The following is a 19883-nucleotide window of genomic DNA, read 5'->3' on the forward strand; positions in this document are numbered from 1 at the left end:
AGGAGACGACGACCACGGCGGGGCGCAGGGTCTTGATCATTGCAATGGCGTTGGAGCGCCAGGTGTCGCAGGCGGTGTACGGCTTGTGGCCGCTGATGATGGTCACGTCGGCGACCTTGCAGGAGGCCTTCGTCAAAGAGACCAGCTTCCAGCCGCGTGCGGTCGCGAGTCGTTGCAGGGCCGGGAACCACTGGGCCGCGTGGGAGTCGCCGAAGAGGACGACCGTACGGGAGGACGACCGGTCGCCGTAGACGCAGGGCCGGGTGCGGGTGGCGGCGTAGTCGACGTGGCAGCCGTCCCGGTAGACCGCGGAGCGGGAGGACTTCACCTTCGGCAGGGGCGGGGCGAGGTTGCTCGGCAGGGCGGTGGGGGACGCCGTCAGGAGTTCGGTGAGACGGGCTTGCGGAGCCGGTGCTTCGGAGAGAGCCAGCGCCAGCGCGGGCGCGGGGTCGCCCACCTCGATCGTCGGCGGGACCGCCGTCGCCGTCAGGGACAGCGCCGAGGCGCCCGCGGACAGCGCGGCCCCGAGGGCCAGGGCTCGGCGGGGGCGCCTGCGGAAGGCCCGGTGGAAGCGGACGGGGTTCTCCACGAGGCGCAGGGTCAGCCATGCCAGGCCCAGCGCCGCCGCGGACATCCCGAGCGCGAGCGGCACGTCGGCCGTGCCGTCGGCGCGGCCGAGCGCCGCCGGGGCTATGACCAGCAGCGGCCAGTGCCACAGGTACCAGCCGTACGAGAGTCCGCCGAGCCACACCAGCGGTCGCCGTTCCAGCAGCCACCCCGCGCCGTGCGGGGTGGGAGTGCGGCCGCCGGCCAGAACGAGCGCGGTGCCGGCGACCGGCAGGAGGGCGTGGTAGCCGGGGAAGGGCGTCTCGTCGTCGTACCAGAGCGCTGCCAGCGTGACGCAGGCCAGGCCGAGCCAGGTCAGCGGGGCCGCGAGGGCGGCGGGCAGTCGTTCCAGCCGGCCGGTGGCCAGCGCCAGGAGCGCACCGGCGCCCAGTTCCCAGACGCGGGTGAGGGAGCCGAAGTACGCCCAGGGGGCCGAGGAGTTCGTCAGGAGAACGCCCGCCGCGAACGACCCCAGGCACAGCCCCCCGAGCGGCACCGCGATCAGTAGGCGCCGACCGCGGGCGACCCGCCAGGTGAGCAGCAGGAGCAGCGGCCACACCAGGTAGAACTGCTCCTCCACGGCGAGCGACCAGAAGTGCTGGAACGGCGACGGCGGGCTGTTCTGGGCGAGATAGTCCGTACCGGCCTCCGCCAGCCGGAGGTTGACCGCGTAGAGCGCGCTGGCGAGGGCGTCGCCCGCGTACTCGGCGAGCCGCGCTTTCGACAGGAACAGCCAGGCCGCGCCCAGCGTGACGGCGATGACGAGGGACGACGCGGGAAGCAGCCGCAGTGCCCTGCGGGCGTAGAAGGAACGGACCGACACCCGGCCGGTGGAGGCGAGTTCGCGCAGCAGCAACGACGTGATGAGAAAGCCGGAAATCACGAAGAAGACGTCGACACCGATGTAACCGCCGCTGACCTGGGACACGCCGGCGTGGGAGAGCACCACCAGCCCGACGGCCACCGCGCGCAGCCCTTGGATGTCGAGCCGCAGGGCGTGGCCTTGGGGCGGTGCGGATCTGCCGCTCGCCGGGACGGTACGTATCTCGGCGGACGTGATGCTCGGCATCAGGGGGTGACTCCTCGGGGCGACTGACATGCTGTAGCCGAGAAGACTTGTCCGGCCGCCCTACGGGGTTCCGCTGTTGGCGCCCCAACTTCGCTTCACGCACGAAGGTTCAACCACGGGAAACCATGGGTTCACCCCGATTCGGCCCGGTGACAACAAGCATTGAGGCCTTTGAGGGGTACCGCTCCAGGGTGAGGACCGCAGCAGCGATGGACGCCATTCGATTCGGCCTGGGCCGGGCCTTGTCTGATGGCGCGTAGTTACGTCGCGCGACAGGTGAAGTGCAGCCAGTCCGTGCCCTCGGGAGTCTGGGGGTGCGGTCGCACCTCCCACCCAGTGATCCGGGCGGTCAGGGGGTGTGTCTGGTCGCCGCGTACCACGCTGACGTTGACCGCCGCGGGGCGTGGTTCCGGCGCCGCCCGCTCTTCCTGGGCCAGGCAGCCCGCGAGGGCGGTAGTCGTGCAGGTGGCCATGGCGGCCCGCGCTGCCAGTTTGACCAGCTAGATCGTTCCTCCATCGCGGCGGTTGACGGCTTCTTGACGGCCCCGGCATGCAGAACCCCGTGAACACTGCCGGGAACCGGCAATGCGCGGCCAGAGCCGGATCGTGCACCATGGCTCGCGGGGAGCACGGCGGATCGCCTTGGTGCCGGACACCGGCAGGTGCCCTGCACCAAGGCCCGCAGCGACCGCGCATCGCCGGAGACGACCGAGATACGCCGCGGGGGAGAGGGGGGCCACGAGATGCGCACCCTTCTGGCAGCGGCCACGGGCCCGCCCACGATCCTGCTGACCGCCGCACTCGTCGTGGTCGTCTGCTTCTGGCTCCTCGCAGCCGCGGGTGTCACCGACGTGGGCAGCTTCGACGCGGACGTGGATCTCCGGGCCTGGCGTATGGGCGGGGTGCCCGTGACGGTGGCCTTCTCGCTGCTGACGGCGCTCGCCTGGTCCCTGAGCGTCGGAGCGGCGGTTGTGTTCGCAGCGTTCGCGCTCCCGGGACCGGTCGCCGGGATGCTGCACCTGGTCGCACCCGTGGGGGCGATGCTCGTGGCCTGGGGTGCGACGTGCCTGATCGTACGTCCGCTGCACCGCCTCTTCCCGGATGAACCCGGAGCGCCCGTACCGGACCACGCCGCCTGAGCCGCGGCGTCCCCGGAAACCCGAACCGGCTCCGGCCGTATGCCATGGCTGCCATGATCGTGGGCACCGGCGTGCTCGTCGCCGCCTGCCTGCTCGTCGTACTCGTCGTACTCGTCGTCGCCCGGTTGTTCCGCAAGGTGGAACAGGGCAAGGCGCTGATCGTCTCCAAGATGCGCAAGGTCGACATGACCTTCACCGGGCAGGTCGTGCTGCCCGTGCTGCACAAGGCCGAGGTGATGGACACCTCGATGAAGACCATCGAGATCACCCGGGTCGGCAAGGAGGGCCTGATCTGCCGCGACAACATCCGCGCGGACATCCGGATCTCGTTCTTCGTGAAGGTCAACAAGACCGTCGAGGACGTCATCAAGGTCGCCCAGGCCGTCGGCACCGCACCGGCCAGTGACCGGAACACGCTCCAGGAACTGTTCCACGCGAAGTTCTCCGAGGCGCTGAAGACCGTCGGCAAGCAGCTGTACCGGATCATCGAGGTCATCGGCGTCGACCTCAACGGCTACCACCTGGAGGACGCGGCGATCGACTACCTGGAGCAGACGCCGCTGACCCGGCTCGACCCGGCCAACGTGCTCGACGCGCAGGGCATCCGGAAGATCACCGAGCTGACGGCCGTGGAGCACGTGCGCACCAACGAGTTCCAGTGCCACGAGGAGAAGGAGATCACCCGGCAGAACGTCGACGCCCGCGTGGCCATCCTGGAGCTGGAGCGCCGGCAGGCGGACGCCGAGATCAAGCAGCGCCGGGAGATCGAGACCGTACGGGCCCGTGAGGAGGCCGAGACGGCGCGGGTGCTGGAGGAGGAGCGGCTGCGGGCGCAGGGCACGTTCCTCAAGACCGAGGAGCACCTCGGCGTCCAGCGCGAGAACCAGGCCCGTGAGGTCGCCGTCGCGGCCAAGAACCGTGAGCGTGTCATGCCATCGAGAACGAGCGCATCGAGAAGGACCGGCAGCCCGAGGTCTACCGCGCCGAGCACCTCGCCGCCCGGCTGCTGGACGAACACGGCCCGGCCGCGCTCGCGGAGGCCGACCTGACGGCTCTCGTCCGGCGGGCGGCGGAGGCGGCGTACGACGAGGCTGTCCGCGTGGCGTCCACGACCACGACGCGACCGCGATCCTCGCCGCACTGCTGCGCTTGTACGAGGGCGGGGACCAGTGAGGTGCCGCACGGACGTCCGGCCCGGCCGCACCGGGCAGGCGACTCACCCGCAGCGGTCGGACACCCTCGACATTGCCGGAATCCGGCAGGGCGGGAAAGATGTCAAGGGCGCAACAACGGGGGGAGTTCCATGGCAGGGCAGCAGCACGTGTCCGACGAGTACGGGAAGTACCTGGACGGATACGCCGACGTCCTCGGAGACGCCTCCGCGACCGGCCGCCGGCTGACGCGGGAGGAGCTGGACTCGCGCCGCGCCCTGGGCGAGAAGGCAGCGGAGGCCGGTCTCGGACTGCGCGCCCTGGTCGCTGCCCACATGGCCGAGGCCCGGGCGAACTGGCCGACCGGGAACGGTGTGTCCGTGGACAGCGTGCTCGCGGCCGCCGCCCAGGCCATGGACGCCTTCGTCGAGGGCTACGAGCGGGCGCAGCGGCACGCCGTACGCCAGGAGGAAGCCGCCCGCCGGGAGTTCATCGACGACCTGCTGTACGGCCGCAGCGACCTGGGCCGGCTGGCCCAGCGCGCGGAGCGCTACGGGCTGCGCCTGTCGTACGAGCACGCGGTCGCCGTGGCGCGCGGCACGACCGCCTACGACGAGGGAGATCCGGCCCTCCGGGAGGTGGAACGCGCGCTGATCAGCCGTTTCGGTGACCGCAGCATCCTGCTCACCACCAAGGACGGACGGCTCGTGTGCATCGCCCCCGGCGACCAGGACGAGGTCCTCGCGTACTTCGCGAAGCAGGCGTTCGCCGCCACGGGCGGGGGACAGGTGGCGATCGGCCGCCCCCAGCCCGGCGCGGTCGGCGTCGTCCACTCGTACGAAGAGGCCCTCAACGCTCTCGACCTCGCCGAACGACTGGAACTCGACGAGCCCGTGCTGCGCGCCGCCGACCTCCTCGTCTACCCGGTCCTCACCCGCGACCGGCAGGCCATGGCCGACCTGGTGCACAGCGCTCTCGGTCCGCTGCGTCAGGCCCGCGGCGGGGCCCAGCCGCTCCTGGACACCCTCACCGCGTACTTCGATTCCGGTTGTGTGTCCGCGGAAGCGGCGCGGCGGCTGTCGCTGAGCGTGCGGGCCTTCACCTATCGCCTGGAGCGCATCCACAAGCTCACCGGCGCCGATCCGTCCGACCCGGTCCACCGCTACACGCTGCAGACAGCGGTGATCGGGGCCCGGTTGCTGGACTGGCCGGCGAAATCCTTCTGAGCGGTGACCCCCACCAGGACGCTTACGAGAGTCTGACGCGACCGCCGTTCCGCATCGGCGCACCCATCCCTCCGCCCACTCTGTTCACGTCCGCAGTCGCGGACTTTGCCGCACGTGCGGCGCGGAGAGAGATTGAGGAACGGACGTGAACATGCACAGCAGCCGCAGGGTCACCGGGCCGGGCCCAGGACACGGCGCATCCTGTTCGGCGGCGGGGCCCTCGCCATCGCCGGAGCGGCCACGGTGGCTGTCTCCCTGGCCTCGGCCGGCGGCAACACCGGCAACTCCACCGTCACCGGCTACCGCATGGACGAGCACGGCACGCTGAGCCTGACCGACGAGGTGGGCATCGCCACTCCGCCCTCCGCCAAGTCCCAGGGCGTGATCGACCTCGCCGTGACGCAGGACGAGAAGTTCGTCTACGTCCAGAACGCCGTCTCGGGCACCGTCGACGGCTTCCGCGTCGAGGCCGACGGCGCTCTCACCAAGGTCACCACGGCCGAGGGCCTGCCCGCCTTCGACGAGTCCGGCATGGAGGGCATCGCCGCGGTCTGACGAGGGCGGGGGCGTCAGGGCCTGTCCGTCGGACGGCCCACGAGGAACGCGACGAGCGTGCCGGCCAGCACTGCCCATGCCAGGGCCACCGCCCCGGCCTGTGACCAACCCGTCGCGGCGACGGCCACGGCCGCCACCACCCCGGCGGCCACGGCAGGCCCGCTCGTCGCGCACGCCCACTGCCGGCGGACGCTGCCCGGCTGGCGCAGCTCGCCGATCGCGGCCCTGATCATCAGCGCGGCGACCACGACGACCACGGGCAGCAGCGACCCGGCGCCGGTCACGAGGCCGGGCGGGCCACGTCAGCCGTCGCCCGTGGCGCCCGCGGGCCCAGGGCTGGTCCGCTGGTAGATGTCGGGGATGCCGTCGGCATCGTCATCACGCGTCTCCTCTTCCCACAGGCGGCGGTAGACCCCGTTGCGGCGCTTGACCAGCAGTGCCGCCAGAAACGCGGCGACGAGTGAGCCGAGCAGCACGGCGGCCTTGATGAGCTCGGCATCGGCCGGGTCGGGGAAGGCCAGTTCGCCGATCAGCAGGGCAACAGTGAAACCGATCCCGGCGAGCACCGCCAGGGCGAACACATCGGCCCAGGCCAGGTCGGGGTTGAGGCGGGCCCGGGTGAAACGCGCGGCCAGGTAGGTGCCCGCGAAGATGCCCAAGGTCTTGCCGGCGACCAGGCCCAGCACCACCCCGAGCGGCTCCGGCTGGGTGAACACCTCACCCAGCGACCCGGTGGAGACCGCGACGCCCGCGGCGAAGAGCGCGAAGAGCGGTACGGCCACTCCTGCCGACACCGGGTGCAGCAGATGAGAAGTCCGCTCGGCAGGGGACGCGTTCTCGCCCTTGTCGCGGGTGGTGCGCAGGATGAGGCCCATGGCCACCCCGGCGACGGTGGCGTGGACGCCCCCGTTGTACATCAGGGCCCAGGTGGCGATGCCGAGCGGCACGTACCACCACCAGCCGCGCACGCGGTACCGCTGGAGCACGTAGAAGACGACAAGACCGGCCAGGGCTCCGGCGAGGGCGACGAGGTTCAGATCACTGGTGAAGAAGACCGCGATGACGAGGATCGCACCGAGGTCGTCGACGACGGCCAGGGTGAGCAGGAAGGCGCGGAGCGCGGAGGGCAGGTGGGTGCTGAGGACGGCCAGGACCGCGAGGGCGAAGGCGATGTCGGTGGCCATGGGCACCGCCCAGCCCTCCAGGCCGCCCCCGCCGACGGTGGCGGTCGCCGCGTACACGGCGGCCGGCACCGCCATGCCGCACAGCGCGGCGACGACCGGCAGCGCGGCCGTGGCGGGCGTACGCAGCGAACCCACGACGAGCTCGCGTTTCAGCTCGATTCCCGCCACGAGGAAGAAGATGCTGAGCAACCCGTCGGCGGTCCAGTGCTCCACCGAAAGATCGAGACCGATTGCGCCGATGCCGAAGTGGAAGTCGCGGATCTCCTCATAGGTGCCGCCCCATGGGCTGTTCGCCCACACCAGCGCCACGACGGCCGCTGCCAGCAGGACCAGTCCGCCGGCGGTCTCCGTCCGCAGGGCCTGGGCCACCGCCGACCGCTCCGGCCACGGCAGAAGGCCGAGGAAGGTGGACCGCTCGCGCGGGGCAGCAGCCATCAAAAGGACCTCCGGGGCATCGGCATGAGGGCATACGCCCCTTCGACGCCGACCAGACTTCCCGGCACACCCCGCGTGCGGCGCCCGCTCCGGGCGGGCCTCTGACGCGTTGCGAACACCCTAACCGTCCGCTCCTGATCAGGCCAGATGCCGTTTCACTGTCTCCTCGCCGCCGGGCGACACAGACCCGCTGCGCGCACGACCGGCCCTGGGACCGCGACGGTGCCGTCGGCGTGCGCCTCGTGACGGCTCCGGCTGGGCACGTCTGTGACGCGTCTCGGGGGTAGCGATCTTCGCGATGTGGGTAAAACAGATGCAAAAGGCTCTTCCGTGCCCGTGCCGGTGAGAGGGGGCGCGCGATGGATCCATGGTTGATCTGGTTGATCATCGCGGCCGTGTTGGCTGTGGCGGAGATCCTCACCCTGACCGCCGCGCTGGGGATGCTGAGCGTGGCCGCGCTGGTCACGGCGGGTTCCGCCGCGGTCGGACCGCCGTTGCCTTTCCAGTTCCTGGTCTTCACCGCCGTGGCAACAGTGACCTTGCTGTTCGTGCGCCCCTTCGCGCTGCGCCACGTACTCCAGCCCCAAGCGGCACGGTTCGGCGTGGACGCACTGGTCGGCAAGGGCGCCTATGTCGTCTCGGAGGTGACGGGCCTGGGCGGCAGGGTTCGTATCGACGGTGAGGAGTGGACGGCCCGCTCCCTGGACGAGACGCTGGTGATTCCCGCCGGCAAGACCGTCGACGTCATAGAGATCAGTGGCGCCACCGCCATCGTCTACCCACGGGACTGATGACCATGGAAGCCTCGGCGTTCTTGATTGCCGGCCTGATCGTCGCGCTGTTCGCGGTTTTCACCGTGGTGCGGGCGGTCCGTATCGTTCCCCAGGCCCGTGCTCGTAACGTCGAGCGACTCGGCCGCTACCACCGGACCTTGAATCCCGGCCTCAATCTCGTCATCCCGTACATCGACCGGGTTCATCCGGTGATCGACCTTCGGGAACAGGTCGTCTCCTTCAAACCGCAGCCGGTCATCACCGAGGACAATCTGGTCGTCGAGATCGACACCGTCCTCTATTTCCAGGTCACCGATCCGCGAGCGGCCTTCTACGAGATCGCGAATTTCCTCCAGGCGGTCGAGCAGTTGACGGTCACCACGTTGCGCAATGTCGTGGGCTCCATGGACCTGGAGAAGACCCTCACCTCGCGCGACACCATCAACAGCCAGCTCCGCGGTGTTCTCGACGAGGCCACCGGCAAGTGGGGGCTGAGGGTCAACCGGGTGGAGATCAAGGCCATCGACCCCCCGCAGTCCATCAAGGACGCGATGCAGAAGCAGATGCGAGCCGAGCGGGACAAGCGAGCCGCCATCCTCGGCGCCGAAGGGCAGCGCCAGTCGCAGATTCTCACCGCCGAAGGCGACAAGCAGGCCGCCGTCCTGCGCGCGGAGGGCAACCGCACCGCCGCGATCCTCCAGGCCGAGGGCCAGTCCCGGGCCATCGACGAGGTGTTCCAGGCAGTGCACCGCAACGACCCCGACCCCAAGCTGCTCGCCTGGCAGTACCTCCAGACGCTGCCCCAACTGGCGCAGGGAGCGGGCAGCACGTTCTGGGTGATCCCCAGTGAGGTCACCTCCGCACTCCAGGGGGTGTCCCGCGCCTTCAGCGAGGCGCTGCCCCCGTCGCCGGCCACCCGCGAGAAGCCCACGGACGACATGGCTGCCCAGGCCGCCGACGACACGGCGCAGGCGGCACAAGCCGCTGCCGCGGCCCTCGCCGACGCGGCCAAGGCCGATCGCGTCAACCCCGAATCTCTCCCGTCCCAGTCGCCTGGCTGACAGCGGTCGGGGGTGTGACGCAGGGCCAGGGGAGGCCCACGGCCACCGGCCCCGGCCCCGGCCCCGGCCGGGGCCGGGGCCGGTCGGGGAGTCACGACATGCTGCTCTCCGTGCCGATCAGGTCGGTGACGGCCCGTATGCCGCCCTCGGAGAGAGCGGCGCGCTGCCTGTCCGCTCCGGTCCCGTTCTGGAGAAGCCGGTGGACCAGGGCCGTCACCTGCCGGGTCGCGCCGGACGCGTCCAGCGCCGGTGCGACGTACCGCAGGAGCTGGTACAGCACGTCGCCGGCCCGCAGCGGTCGGCCGCTCGGGCAGATCAGGGTATCGCTCAGACCGTGCCGTGCGGCATGCCACAGAGCGACCTGCAGAAGCTCCGGCGCGCAGTCGGGCACCGGCGCCCCGGCGGCCGTTTCCGCGATGGCGGTGTCCACGAGAGCGTGGGTCATGCCCGCGAGCATGACCGCGTCGTCCGCGCGCAGTTGAACGTCCAGGCACCGCACCTCGACGGTGGGGTAACGGGCCGACAGCCGGGCCTGCCAGTACAACTGCCCGCTGTCCGAGATCACACCGCTCTCCAGCAGTCGCGTCACGCGCAGGTCGTAGTCCTCGACGTCACGGAAGAACGGGGGCGCGCCGCTGACCGGCCAGCGGCCGAAGATCACGGTACGCCAGCTGGCGAAGCCGGTGTCGTGGCCGTCCCAGAGCGGGGAGTTCGCCGACATGGCCGTCAGGGTCGGCAGCCAGACCCGGACACGGTTCAGGACCTGCACACCCGTCTCGCGGCTGGGCACGGCCACGTGCACGTGCATGCCGTTGACCAGCTGCTCCGCCACCAGCTGCGGCGCCTGCGTGAGCATGGCCCGGTAACGGGCCTGGTCGGTGACGGCCACCGGGTGACGATGGCGCAGCGGAGGCGTCCCGCAGGCCGCGATCCGGCAGCCGTGCGCCTCCGCCGCCGCCCCCATGGCGTGCCGAAGCCGCAGCAGATGTCCCCCTGCCTCCTCCAATGTGCCGCACACCGGCGTGGCCACCTCGACCTGCGCCTGGAGCAGCTCGCACTGCACCTCCTGGTCGGCCACGAGATGCGCCAGACCCGCCGCGGCGCGCACCTTGTCGGCCAGGGGTACCGGAAGCCCGGTAACCGGGTCGAGGAGCAGGTACTCCTCTTCCACACCGATCGTCGTCATCGGTCACCCTCTGTTCTGCTCCGCCACCGGGACCGGATCGCGCGGCGTCGGCCGGACGCTGTCGGCCGGAAGCTCGCGCGTGCCCCGAGTGCCGCGGCCACGGCAAGACAAACCATGGCAAAACGCGATGATGCGGTGACTCGACGATGCCGGGTACTCGGTCCGCCGCGGAGACGGGCACGAGGCGCCCGGCTCGGGCAGACGTGAGGAGGTACGGGGATGGGACTGCGCAATCACGTGGTGGTGGTGACCGGAGCGTCCAGCGGAATCGGACGGGCCACGGCCGAGGCGTTCGCGCGCAAGGGCTGCGCCGTGGTGCTGGCCGCGCGCCGTGAGGAGGCGCTGGAGGCGACGGCCCGCGAGTGCGCGAAGCACCGCGGGGCACGGACCCTGGTCGTGCCGACCGACACGACGGACGCCAAGGCGGTCGAGGACCTGGCGCGGCGGGCCGTGGAGGAGTTCGGCCGCATCGACGTCTGGGTCAACAACGCGGCCGTCAACGCCTTCGGCCGCTTCGAGGACGTACCGCTGGAGGACTTCCGCAAGGTCCTGGACGTCAATGTCATGGGCTACGTGCACGGGGCCCGGGCGGCTCTGCGGGTGATGCGGGAGCAGGGCAGGGGCACGTTGATCAACATCGCGTCCATCGTGGGTGCCGTGGCGCAGCCGTACAGCCACCCGTACGGCATGTCCAAGCACGCCGTCCGCGGACTCGGCTCGAGCCTTCGGCAGCAGCTCCGGGTGGAGGGTGTCAAGGGCATCGAGGTGTGCACGGTGCTGCCGGCCACCATCGACACGCCGCATTTCCAGCAGGCGGCCAACTACACCGGGCGCAAGGTGGTGGCCATGCCGCCCGTGTACAGCCCCGAGCGCGTCGCCCGGGCAATCGTGCGACTCGTCGGCCGGCCGCGTCGCGAAGTGGTGGTCGGCCCCGCGGGCCGCGCTCTGGTACGCCAGTCCCGGATGGCACCCGGGCTCGCGGAGCGGGCCATGGCACGGCAGACGGACAAGACCCACCTGTCCCACGACGAGGAGGCCCCGGCCACGCACGGAGCGCTGCACGTACCGGCCGAGGGGGAGGGGGCGGTGCACGGCGGCTGGGGCGGCCGACGGCGCACCGCGCTGCGCCGCACGGCTGTCGCCGCCGCAGTGGCGGGAGCGGCCGTGGCCGCCGGACGGCGGGTGACGCACGGCCCGGCGGGCGCCTGACGGGCAGCGCGCGGGCACCGGGCGACGGGCTCACGTGCCCGTCGTGCCGCGGGGTACGGCTGGACCGCCCGCGGGGCAGTGCGCGGCCACCGTGTCCGGGCTCACGTGCCCGGGTCGTGGCCGCGCGCTGCCACCGGGGGCCGCCCGTCCTCAGCGGTCTTCCCGTCCCGGGCGGGCCCCGGGCGTCCTCATGACGTCGTTCCCGCCATGCCCTCTGCCCGGGCGTCCTCCCAGCCGGGAGCCTCATGTCGTCGTTCCCGCCATGCCGTCTGCCCGGGCCCCGCGCGCAGGTGCCGGAGCACGGACGGATTCGATGACGAACCCGCTGCGCACGCGTGCCGGAACTCGGGTCAGCGGGATGCAGTGACGAGGAACCCTTCCGCCCCGGACCGCGCGCTGCGCGATTCCCCCCAGGTCGGCATCTGCGACCCGCTACGCCTGTACGACGTCACGGCCGCGGGTTCGTGCGTTGCCACCGGGGGCGTGCGTCCTGACCACGGCGCCCGGCGACCGAGGCGCAGCGCGGGCACTGGCGCCGGACGCGGTCCGCCGCACCGCCGGACTCCGGGAAGGTGTCCTGCCAGGTGACGTGCGGGAAGCGGACCAGCCGGGAGCGGCTGAGGGACAGTCCGCAGACGGTCTGGTTCTGCCCCGGCTCCCAGGCGTGCACCTCGCCGGACGGCAGGCGGCGCCGGCCCTCCTCCTCGTCGGTCCACTGTCCGGACGCCGCGACGGCGTGCTGCTTGACGCGTGCCATGACGTGCGGTCCCGGATCAGCCGGCCGCGTGGTCGACGCGCAGCCGCACCTGCTCCTCCAGGCGCTGGAGGCTGGTGTCCAGGGCGTCGCGGACCGTGGTCTCGCCGGGGTCGTGGCTGTCGTCGAAGAACGACAGGTGCACCGTCACCTCACTGGCTCCGCCGCCGATCCCTGCGACCTGGAGCCAGCCCGTGTAACTGCCCTGGTCGCGGGTGCCCCATTCGAGCCGCATCTGGTCGCGCTGGGCTCGCAGCAGGGCGGAGGTGTCCTCGTCCGTGCGGTCCTCGTGCACGGTGACCGCGGGCAGCTCCCCGGCCCGGACGTGCAGGGCGTCCGGCAGCCAGGTGTCCAACTGGCCGATGTTCGCGGCCTGGTCGAAGACCTGCTCGGGCTGTGCGGGCATCGTGCGGGAACGTTCGTACTCGGTCATCGCGGCACCGACCTCGCTTCGGGTTGGTTCAGCGCACCGCGTTCCCGGCCCGCTCGGCCGTAATCCTCCGGGCCCGTTTGCCGCCGGTGCCGGTGGGGACCCGCTGACCATGAGCGCAATGGCACGTCGTCGGCCGATAGGGCAGAACCGGGTCCTGTGGCTGCTGGACCGCCTGGAGCGGGAGTCCCGGGCCGATGCGGTGATCGACTTGCTCCGCAGGGGCGTGCGGGCCCTGCCGCTGGGGCGCGGCCGGGATCTGCTGCACGGCAGGTGGCTGGGGCATCCGGTGCATCCGCTGATGGTGCAGGTGCCGATCGGCAGCTGGCTGTCGGCGGCCGTCCTGGACCTGCGGCCCGGCCGCTCCCGCGAGTCGGGGGTGCTGGTCGGCGTCGGCCTGGCCGCCGCCGCGCCCACGGCCCTGGCGGGCTGGGTCGACTGGGCGGACCTGCACCGTCAGCAGCAGCGCGTCGGGCTGGCGCACGCGCTGAGCAACTTCACGTCCGTCGGCCTGTACGCCGCCTCGCTCACGTGCCGCGTCAAGGGACGCGAAGCGGCGGGCCGGGCGTACGGCTTCCTGGGGCTGACGGTGGTCGGACTCGGCGGCATGCTGGGCGGCCACCTGGCCTACCGGCAGGCGTCCGGCGCCAACCACGCCGAAGAGGTTCCGCACCTCGTCACGGAGGGCTGGCACCGGATCGGCACCGTGGACGAGTTCCCGGCCGGTCAGCCGGTGCGGCGCGGCGTGGACGACGTGCCGGTGCTGGTGGTGCGCGAACCCGGCGGGGCGATCCACGCGCTGGCCGAGCGGTGCAGCCACCTCGCGGGACCGCTCTCCGAGGGCACCGTCGCCGACGGATGCGTCCAGTGTCCGTGGCACGGCAGCGTCTTCCGTCTCTCCGACGGCTGGAACGTACGCGGCCCGGCCACCGCTCCTCAGCCCGCCTTCGAAACCCGGATCACCGACGGCCATGTCGAGGTGCGCTTGCGCCACCAGGACGAGGGAGACCATGAGGGGAACGACCGGGAACTGGTCGGGCAGGGGAGCGGAACACGACCGGGGGGTGCCCGTGGACACGGCGATGCCGACTGACAGCCGCCTCGCACGGCGGTTCCAGGAGCTCTTCCACCGCACCCGACGGAACTATGCGGCAGGGCACGACCGGCCGTTGGGCGGTTATCTCGTGGCCATGGCGGGCTTCGCGGCGTACGCGGCGGCCTGGACCACGGCGGTACGGCGCCTCGGGCGCCCGCTGCCCGAGCGGCCCGAGCCGTGGGACGTGGTGCTGACCTCGGTGGCCACCTTCCGGCTCAGCCGGCTGCTGAGCAAGGCATCGGTGACCAGCCCGCTGCGGGCCCCCTTCACGAGGTACGTCGGCCCGCAGGGCCCCGCCGAACTGCACGAGGAGGCGCGCCCCGAGCAGGGCAAGCACACCGTCGGCGAGCTCGCGACCTGCCCGTTCTGCATGAGCGTCTGGGTGGCCACGACCCTGACCGCCGGCCGGCTCCTGTGGCCCCGCCCGACCCGCACCGCCATGGGCACGCTCACGGCCCTGGCCGGTGCGGACGCGCTGCAACTCGCGTACAGCGCGCTGGTGAAGGCGGTGGAGGCGCCAGAGGAGCAGACATGATGCCGGGCCAATTTTTGCAGAGCCTGCATCTTTGCGTACCATGCAATCATGACGGAGGGGAACCCGGCGGGCGTCGGGCTGCGTGAGCGCAAGAAGCGGGCGACCCGCGCCGCCCTGGTGGCGGCCGCCGTGCGTCTGGCGGCGGAGCACGGGGCGGAGAACGTCACCGTCGACGCGATCAGTGAGGCAGCCGGGGTGTCCGCGCGGACGTTCTTCAACTACTTCGACTCCCGTGACGACGTCTTCGTCATGATCGGCGCCGACGCGAGTGCGAGGGTCCGGCACGCCGTACTGGCGGCGCCCGCCGAGATGTCCCCGCTGGAGGCGCTGCGCGACGCCATGGCGGCCGAGCTGGCGGAAATCGAGCAGCAGCAGGACCTGTGGCGCCTGCATTCCGAGGTGCTGCGCCGCTCACCGCACCTGCTCGCGCGCAGTCTCGGCGCCCATATGGCCGATGAACTCGCCCTGGCCGAAGCGCTCGCCGAGCGCATCGGCACCGGCTCGCCGCTCTTCTCCGAGGACCGTGCGGGGCCCGGGTCGCCGGACGACGAACACCGGAGGCGGGCGCTGGGCCTGTATCCGCGTCTGCTCGCCGCTGTCGGCATCGCGGCCGTCCGGGTCGCCGTCGAGCACTGGTGCGTCCGGCAGGACGAACTCGCCTTCGTGGACGTCTTCCGGGAGACGTTCGAGCATCTGGCAGCGGGGCTTCCGGCCCCGTCACCGGCGGGACCGACCGGTCCGGCGGGCCGGTAGGCAGCCGTCGCTCATCGCTCCGGGACCCATGTCCGTCCCGGCCCCTTCTCCAAGAGCCCCACCTTTTCGGACGGTTCGCGCGCCCGCGGTCGTGTGCTGCGCGAGTCGCCCGCCGTCAACACCGTGAAAGAGACGATGTGAATTCTTCAGCGGCGCCCGTAGCGGCGTCACCGTCCGCCATGTCCGACCGGCAGATACTCCAGGCCATGTCGGGGCTGATGGCGGGCATGTTCGTCGCCATCCTGGCCGGCACCGTGGTGTCCAACGCGCTGCCCCGGATCATCGCCGACCTCGGGGCCAGCCAGTCCTCCTACACCTGGGTCGTCACCGCCGAGCTGCTGGCCATGACGGCGACGGTGCCCCTGTGGGGCAAGCTGTCCGACCTCTACAACAAGAAGCTGCTGCTCCAGCTCTCCCTGGGCCTGTTCGTCGTCGGCTCGCTGCTGGCGGGCTTCTCCCACGATGTGGAGCTGCTCATCTTCAGCCGTGTGGCCCAGGGCATCGGTGCCGGTGGTCTCACGGCACTGGCGCAGGTCGTGATGGCGGCGATCATCCCGCCGCGCAGGCTGGGCAAGTACGCGGGAATCTTCGGTGCCGTGTTCGCCGTGGGCACCGTGGCCGGTCCGCTGATCGGCGGCGTCCTGGTGGACACCTCGTGGCTCGGCTGGCGCTGGTGCTTCTTCATCGGCGTGCCCTTCGCCCTGCTCGCCATCGCCCTGCTCCAGCGCACGCTGCACCTGCCCACCGTCCGCCGCGAGGCGAAGATCGACTACCTGGGTGCCTTCCTGATCGTCGCGGGTGTCTGCGCGCTGCTGATCTGGGTCACGCTCGCCGGGAACGAGTTCGACTGGGCGTCGTGGCAGACCGCCGCGCTGACCGGCGGGGGAGTGGTGCTGCTCGTCCTCGCGGTCGTCGTCGAGGCGAAGGTCGCCGAGCCGGTCATTCCGCTCGGCATCTTCCGCAACCGCACCGTGGCGCTGACCACCGTCGCCAGCCTCCTCGTCGGTGTGGCCATGTTCGGCGGCACGGTCTTCCTGTCGCAGTACTTCCAGGTCTCCCTCGGCAAGTCCCCGACGATCGCGGGCCTGATGAGCCTGCCCATGATCCTCGGCCTGCTGGTCTCCTCCACCGTCGCGGGGCAGGTCATCAGTGCGACCGGCCGGTGGAAGGTGTACCTCGTCGTAGGCGCCGTCACCATGACCGTCGGTCTCGGGCTGCTCTCCACGATCGGGACGGACACCCACTTCGGTCTCCTCAGCGTCTACATGGCCGTCATGGGCATCGGTGTCGGCATGCTGATGCAGAACCTGGTGCTGGCCGCGCAGAACGACGTCCCGGCGGCCGAACTGGGCGCCGCGACCTCGGTGTTGTCCTTCTTCCGCAGCATGGGCGGCACCATCGGGACCAGCGTGCTCGGCGCCATCCTGGCCAACCGCGTCACCTCCGAGACGGCCAAGAGCCTGAAGGACGCGGGCGGTGCCGTCGAGGGCTCAGGCCAGGCCGGGCACGGGGGAGTGCCCGACATGACCGCCCTGCCGGCGCCGATGCGGGAGATCGTGGAGCACGCCTACGGGGTCGCCACCGCCGAACTCTTCCTCGTCGCCACCCCGTTCGCCGCGCTCGCGCTGATCGCCGTGCTGTTCATCAAGGAGAAGCCGCTGAAGAACACCAGCGGCATGGAGCGGCTCTCCGAGGAGTCGGCGGACGCCGGCAGGAAGGTCGCGGGCGGCTCCCTCCCGCGCATCGATGCCGACGCCTGACGGAGAACCAGGGCCGCCGGCAGGGGCACGTGTCCCTTCCGGCGGCCTGTCGCGGCTCAGGCCACGGCGGGGGTGTAGTGGGAGGCGTCGTCACCTTCGAGGACGTGGCTGAGGGTGCCGTCGACACCGGCGGGGACGTCCCCCGCGACGGTCACCCGGTGCAGCAGGCGCGGTAGGTCGCCGTAGTCGTCGGGGGCGTAGTGCTGGGTGATGCGATTGTCGAACAGGACGACGTCGCCCGGCGTCCAGGCCACGCGCACGATGTTCTCCGGGCGGGTGACGTACGACTGGAAGATGCGCAGCAGGTCACGGGAGTCGGACGGGCCGAGACCGACGATGCTCTGGGCGAAGCCGCCGATGAACAGCCCACGCTCCCCGGTCTCGGGGTGGACGCGGACGACCGGGTGGACGGTGCGGTACTTGCGCGAGACGAACCGCTTGCGGTACTCGGCCGCCTTTTCGCTCTTGGGTGCCGCGTAGTCGTAGGCGTTGGTGTGCACGGCCCACAGCCGGTCCGCCAGCTCGCGCAGCGGCTCGGGCAGATCCCGGTACGCGGCGGCCGAGTTGGCGATGAGGGTGTTGCCGCCATAGGGCGGGACCACGATGCTGCGCAGCGTGGACGCCTTCGGGGGCGTACGGACGAAGGTGACGTCCGTGTGCCACACGTTGGAGCGGATGCCCTCGTCGGCGTCGACGGGCAGGATCTGCGGCTGCCCGTCCACGGAGGGCACGGTGGGGTGGGCGGCGGTGAGCTCGCCGAAGAGGGAGGCGAAGCGGAGCTGGCCCGCGTCGTCGAGGTGCTGATCGCGGAAGACGAGCGCCTTGTGCTCCACAAGCGCGGAGTTGATCTCGGAGACGAGGGCGGGTTCGAGGTTGCCGGAGAGATCCACACCGAGGATCTCGGCGCCGATACGGCCGCCGATCCTGCGGACGTCGAAGCCGGTGCTGGTGGTCATGTGCGGGGTCCTTTCAGTGCTGCCGACTCACTCCGGAACGTCTGCGGGGAATTCAGTCGACTACGGGAACGCAGCGCCCGGCACACGGAACAGCCGTGGTGGTCGCTTGCGGAAGAGAGCGGGGAGAAAAGCGTGCCCCGAATTGCTCACAGGAACGAGAATCACAGCGCGAATCCGCCTGGTCAACGCCGATCGGGCGGGCGACATAAGAGTGAAGTGCGCTGTTCACAATGGCCGCCGAGCCGGTCCGTCGATGGTCAGACGGGGAGTATGAACGGAGGGTGCGTACCGTTGAGGAAGTAATCTCCGACATCGCGGAGCCGATGCGCTACGGGTTCGTACAGGGTGTGGGTCCGTGCATTGCGCCAGAAGCGGTCGAAGCCCAGCCGCGAGGACGCGGAGCGGGCACCGATGATGTCGAGGGCACGGGCGGTGGACTCCTGCACGGCCCTGGACGCGGCGGCTCCGGCCATGGCGACGAGGACGGAGATCTCCGCGTACTCGTCGTAGCCGAGGTCCTCACCACGGGCCAGCCCGCCGTGCACGGCGTCCCGTGCCTGGTCGGCGAGGGCGGACGCGGAGCGGGTGAGCACGGTGAGTTCCCCGTAGGCGGTCAGCACCTGCGGGTCCTGGGGCGAGCCGACCGGCCAGTCCGGGTGCCAGTGGGACTGGCCGGCCCTGCTGTACTCACGGGCCTCGGCGAGCACTCCCTCCGCCATGCCGAGCCGGAGTTGCACCGACAGGCGACGCCCGACCGGCGACACCAGAGCAGTCAGGGGTGACAGAACGTCCTCGTCCGTGGCCAGCGAGCCCAGCACGTCGTCGGCGGTGATGGGCACAGCGTCGAACTCCACGCTGCCGCCGGCCGCGAGCCGTTGCCCGAAGGGGTCGGCGTCACCGTCGATCACCACGCCCGGAAGGGCGGGATCCACCACGACGGCGCATGGTTCGCCCGTGTCGGCCCGCACCGCCCGCACGGCGAGGCGGTCGGCGACCAGGACGCCGGCGGCAAAGCTCTGACGGCCGGTCAGCGTAAAACCCTGCCCGTCGCGGGCGAGTGATCCCCGCCCGTCCCTGGCAAGTGTCAGAGCCGGTTCCTGACGTGCCAGACCACCACCCCAACACCATTCCTCCGCCGCGGACCGCCGTTCCAGCCGGGCGGCGAGAGCCGGCTCGGTGGCCGTCATCGGCCTGACCCTGTGAGGGCGGGCCCGAGCAGGTTCACCGTCTTGACGGTGACGAACTGAGGGCCGAACGGGATGCCGAGGCCGAGCGTCGGGTAGAGGGCGCCGATGTTGAACCAGAACAGCAGCTGCACCAGCAGGGGGGTGGACCGGAAGATCCACACGTAGCCCCAACTCAGGCTACTGAGAACGGGGTTGGCGGACAGCCGCATCACGGCCAGCGGAATGCCGAGCAGGAAACCGAGCACCATCACCACCCCGGTCAGCCACAGGGTGAGCAGCAGCCCGTCGAGTACGGCGGCACTGGTGAAGTGCCGGCCGACCACCTCCCACTGGAAGGCACGGTTGCGGACGACGGAGTTGACCAGCATGGCGAAGAGCAGCAACGCGACGGCGGCGGACAGCAGGCGGCCGATGTGGCGGCGCGGCACGATACGCGGAAGGTCATCGGTCTTCGCACCCCCTGTGGCCGGCGCAGATGCGTGAAGGGATGCGGTGAGGTCGGACGGCGAGACCATCAGAAGGCTCTCCAGGGAGGGAAGCACGGCGTGGACACGGGACCGGAGCCCGGCTCGGGCGTCATCACGCTCGCCGCGTCCCTCAACGCGGTGCCCTCGATCGTATGGGGCTGACGCACACAGGTGTCAACCACACGCAGAAGCCATCAACTCCCGTCCGCCATCGGGGCCGTGGTTGACGGAACCTGAGTTGTCCTGCTCAAGTAGTCGCATGAACGCCGAGCAGCGCCTGGTCACCCGTGGCCACATCGACTTCGGTCGAGTGTGGTCCGCGGCGTGTTGCGCCTGACGCGGCAGCGGGCC

At 71.1% G+C, this 19883-nt stretch carries 17 protein-coding genes and 3 pseudogenes; 11 read left to right on the forward strand and 9 right to left on the reverse strand.

What is annotated here, in order from left to right:
• A partial coding sequence (locus CA983_RS14470; RefSeq protein WP_086601306.1) for an acyltransferase family protein occupies positions 1-1675 on the reverse strand: 1675 nt, incomplete at its 3' end.
• A 743-nt stretch (positions 1676-2418) separates the two neighbouring features.
• On the opposite strand from CA983_RS14470, the gene CA983_RS14480 reads away from it, so the two are divergent.
• From CA983_RS14480 to CA983_RS14495, 4 genes and pseudogenes are all read left to right on the forward strand, one after another.
• The gene (locus CA983_RS14480; protein WP_086601327.1) at positions 2419-2814 is read left to right on the forward strand and encodes a hypothetical protein; all 396 of its coding nucleotides are present in this window, start codon (positions 2419-2421) and stop codon (positions 2812-2814) included.
• Between the two features lie 44 nt (positions 2815-2858).
• Positions 2859-3802, forward strand: a pseudogene (locus tag CA983_RS14485) (flotillin family protein); the annotation flags it as partial.
• 315 nt (positions 3803-4117) lie between these two features.
• Positions 4118-5191, forward strand: coding sequence for a PucR family transcriptional regulator (locus CA983_RS14490; protein ID WP_086601328.1), 1074 nt, complete (start codon positions 4118-4120; stop codon positions 5189-5191).
• A 132-nt stretch (positions 5192-5323) separates the two neighbouring features.
• Positions 5324-5746 (forward strand): beta-propeller fold lactonase family protein, encoded by a 423-nt coding sequence (locus CA983_RS14495; RefSeq protein WP_244206889.1) that lies wholly within the window; start codon positions 5324-5326, stop codon positions 5744-5746.
• 14 nt (positions 5747-5760) lie between these two features.
• On the opposite strand, the gene CA983_RS14500 is transcribed toward CA983_RS14495, so the two are convergent.
• Together CA983_RS14500 and nhaA are read right to left on the reverse strand one after the other, a co-directional pair.
• A complete protein-coding gene (locus tag CA983_RS14500) occupies positions 5761-6030 on the reverse strand; it encodes a hypothetical protein (protein WP_086601308.1) in 270 nt (89 codons plus the stop codon).
• A gap of 18 nt (positions 6031-6048) precedes the next feature.
• Positions 6049-7365: a Na+/H+ antiporter NhaA gene (gene nhaA / locus CA983_RS14505; RefSeq protein ID WP_086601309.1), complete on the reverse strand. Its 1317-nt coding sequence runs from the start codon at positions 7363-7365 to the stop codon at positions 6049-6051.
• Positions 7366-7724: 359 nt separating this feature from the next.
• Between nhaA and CA983_RS14510 the strand changes: the two genes are divergently transcribed.
• The gene (locus tag CA983_RS14510; protein WP_086601310.1) at positions 7725-8156 is read left to right on the forward strand and encodes an NfeD family protein; all 432 of its coding nucleotides are present in this window, start codon (positions 7725-7727) and stop codon (positions 8154-8156) included.
• 5 nt (positions 8157-8161) lie between these two features.
• A complete protein-coding gene (locus tag CA983_RS14515; protein ID WP_167407372.1) occupies positions 8162-9199 on the forward strand; it encodes an SPFH domain-containing protein in 1038 nt (345 codons plus the stop codon).
• Positions 9200-9290: 91 nt separating this feature from the next.
• On the opposite strand, the gene CA983_RS14520 is transcribed toward CA983_RS14515, so the two are convergent.
• Positions 9291-10385 carry a carboxylate-amine ligase gene (locus CA983_RS14520; RefSeq protein WP_086601312.1) on the reverse strand — a complete coding sequence of 365 codons (1095 nt, stop codon included), beginning with the start codon at positions 10383-10385 and terminating at the stop codon, positions 9291-9293.
• A 219-nt stretch (positions 10386-10604) separates the two neighbouring features.
• Between CA983_RS14520 and CA983_RS14525 the strand changes: the two genes are divergently transcribed.
• Positions 10605-11594 carry an SDR family oxidoreductase gene (locus tag CA983_RS14525; protein WP_086601313.1) on the forward strand — a complete coding sequence of 330 codons (990 nt, stop codon included), beginning with the start codon at positions 10605-10607 and terminating at the stop codon, positions 11592-11594.
• A gap of 448 nt (positions 11595-12042) precedes the next feature.
• Here the strand turns inward: CA983_RS14525 and CA983_RS14530 are convergent, their stop codons facing one another.
• Together CA983_RS14530 and CA983_RS14535 are read right to left on the reverse strand one after the other, a co-directional pair.
• The gene (locus tag CA983_RS14530; protein WP_086601314.1) at positions 12043-12351 is read right to left on the reverse strand and encodes a hypothetical protein; all 309 of its coding nucleotides are present in this window, start codon (positions 12349-12351) and stop codon (positions 12043-12045) included.
• A gap of 16 nt (positions 12352-12367) precedes the next feature.
• A complete protein-coding gene (locus CA983_RS14535; protein WP_086601315.1) occupies positions 12368-12781 on the reverse strand; it encodes an SRPBCC family protein in 414 nt (137 codons plus the stop codon).
• 118 nt (positions 12782-12899) lie between these two features.
• On the opposite strand from CA983_RS14535, the gene CA983_RS14540 reads away from it, so the two are divergent.
• The 4 genes from CA983_RS14540 (at position 12900) to CA983_RS14555 (ending at position 16922) form a co-directional block, all read left to right on the forward strand.
• Complete coding sequence (locus CA983_RS14540) at positions 12900-13871, forward strand: Rieske (2Fe-2S) protein (RefSeq protein ID WP_208636961.1); 972 nt, start codon at positions 12900-12902, stop codon at positions 13869-13871.
• Positions 13861-14409: a DUF1360 domain-containing protein gene (locus CA983_RS14545; RefSeq protein WP_086601330.1), complete on the forward strand. Its 549-nt coding sequence runs from the start codon at positions 13861-13863 to the stop codon at positions 14407-14409. The genes CA983_RS14540 and CA983_RS14545 overlap by 11 nt, the downstream gene beginning before the upstream one ends.
• 48 nt (positions 14410-14457) lie before the next feature.
• On the forward strand, positions 14458-15162 hold the full coding sequence (locus tag CA983_RS14550; protein WP_086601316.1) for a TetR/AcrR family transcriptional regulator: 705 nt from the start codon (positions 14458-14460) through the stop codon (positions 15160-15162).
• Positions 15163-15341: 179 nt separating this feature from the next.
• On the forward strand, positions 15342-16922 hold the full coding sequence (locus CA983_RS14555; RefSeq protein ID WP_208636962.1) for an MDR family MFS transporter: 1581 nt from the start codon (positions 15342-15344) through the stop codon (positions 16920-16922).
• A gap of 56 nt (positions 16923-16978) precedes the next feature.
• Here the strand turns inward: CA983_RS14555 and CA983_RS14560 are convergent, their stop codons facing one another.
• From CA983_RS14560 to CA983_RS14570, 3 genes and pseudogenes are all read right to left on the reverse strand, one after another.
• Positions 16979-17878 carry a TauD/TfdA dioxygenase family protein gene (locus CA983_RS14560; protein ID WP_086601318.1) on the reverse strand — a complete coding sequence of 300 codons (900 nt, stop codon included), beginning with the start codon at positions 17876-17878 and terminating at the stop codon, positions 16979-16981.
• A 257-nt stretch (positions 17879-18135) separates the two neighbouring features.
• Positions 18136-19053 (reverse strand): annotated as a pseudogene (locus tag CA983_RS14565) (acyl-CoA dehydrogenase family protein); the annotation flags it as partial.
• Positions 19054-19085: 32 nt separating this feature from the next.
• A pseudogene (locus CA983_RS14570) lies at positions 19086-19580 on the reverse strand (ABC transporter permease subunit); the annotation flags it as partial.
• Positions 19581-19883: the final 303 nt, after the last annotated feature.

The sequence above is a fragment of the Streptomyces swartbergensis genome, from assembly GCF_002148965.1.
GTDB classification, from domain to species: Bacteria; Actinomycetota; Actinomycetes; order Streptomycetales; family Streptomycetaceae; genus Streptomyces; species Streptomyces swartbergensis.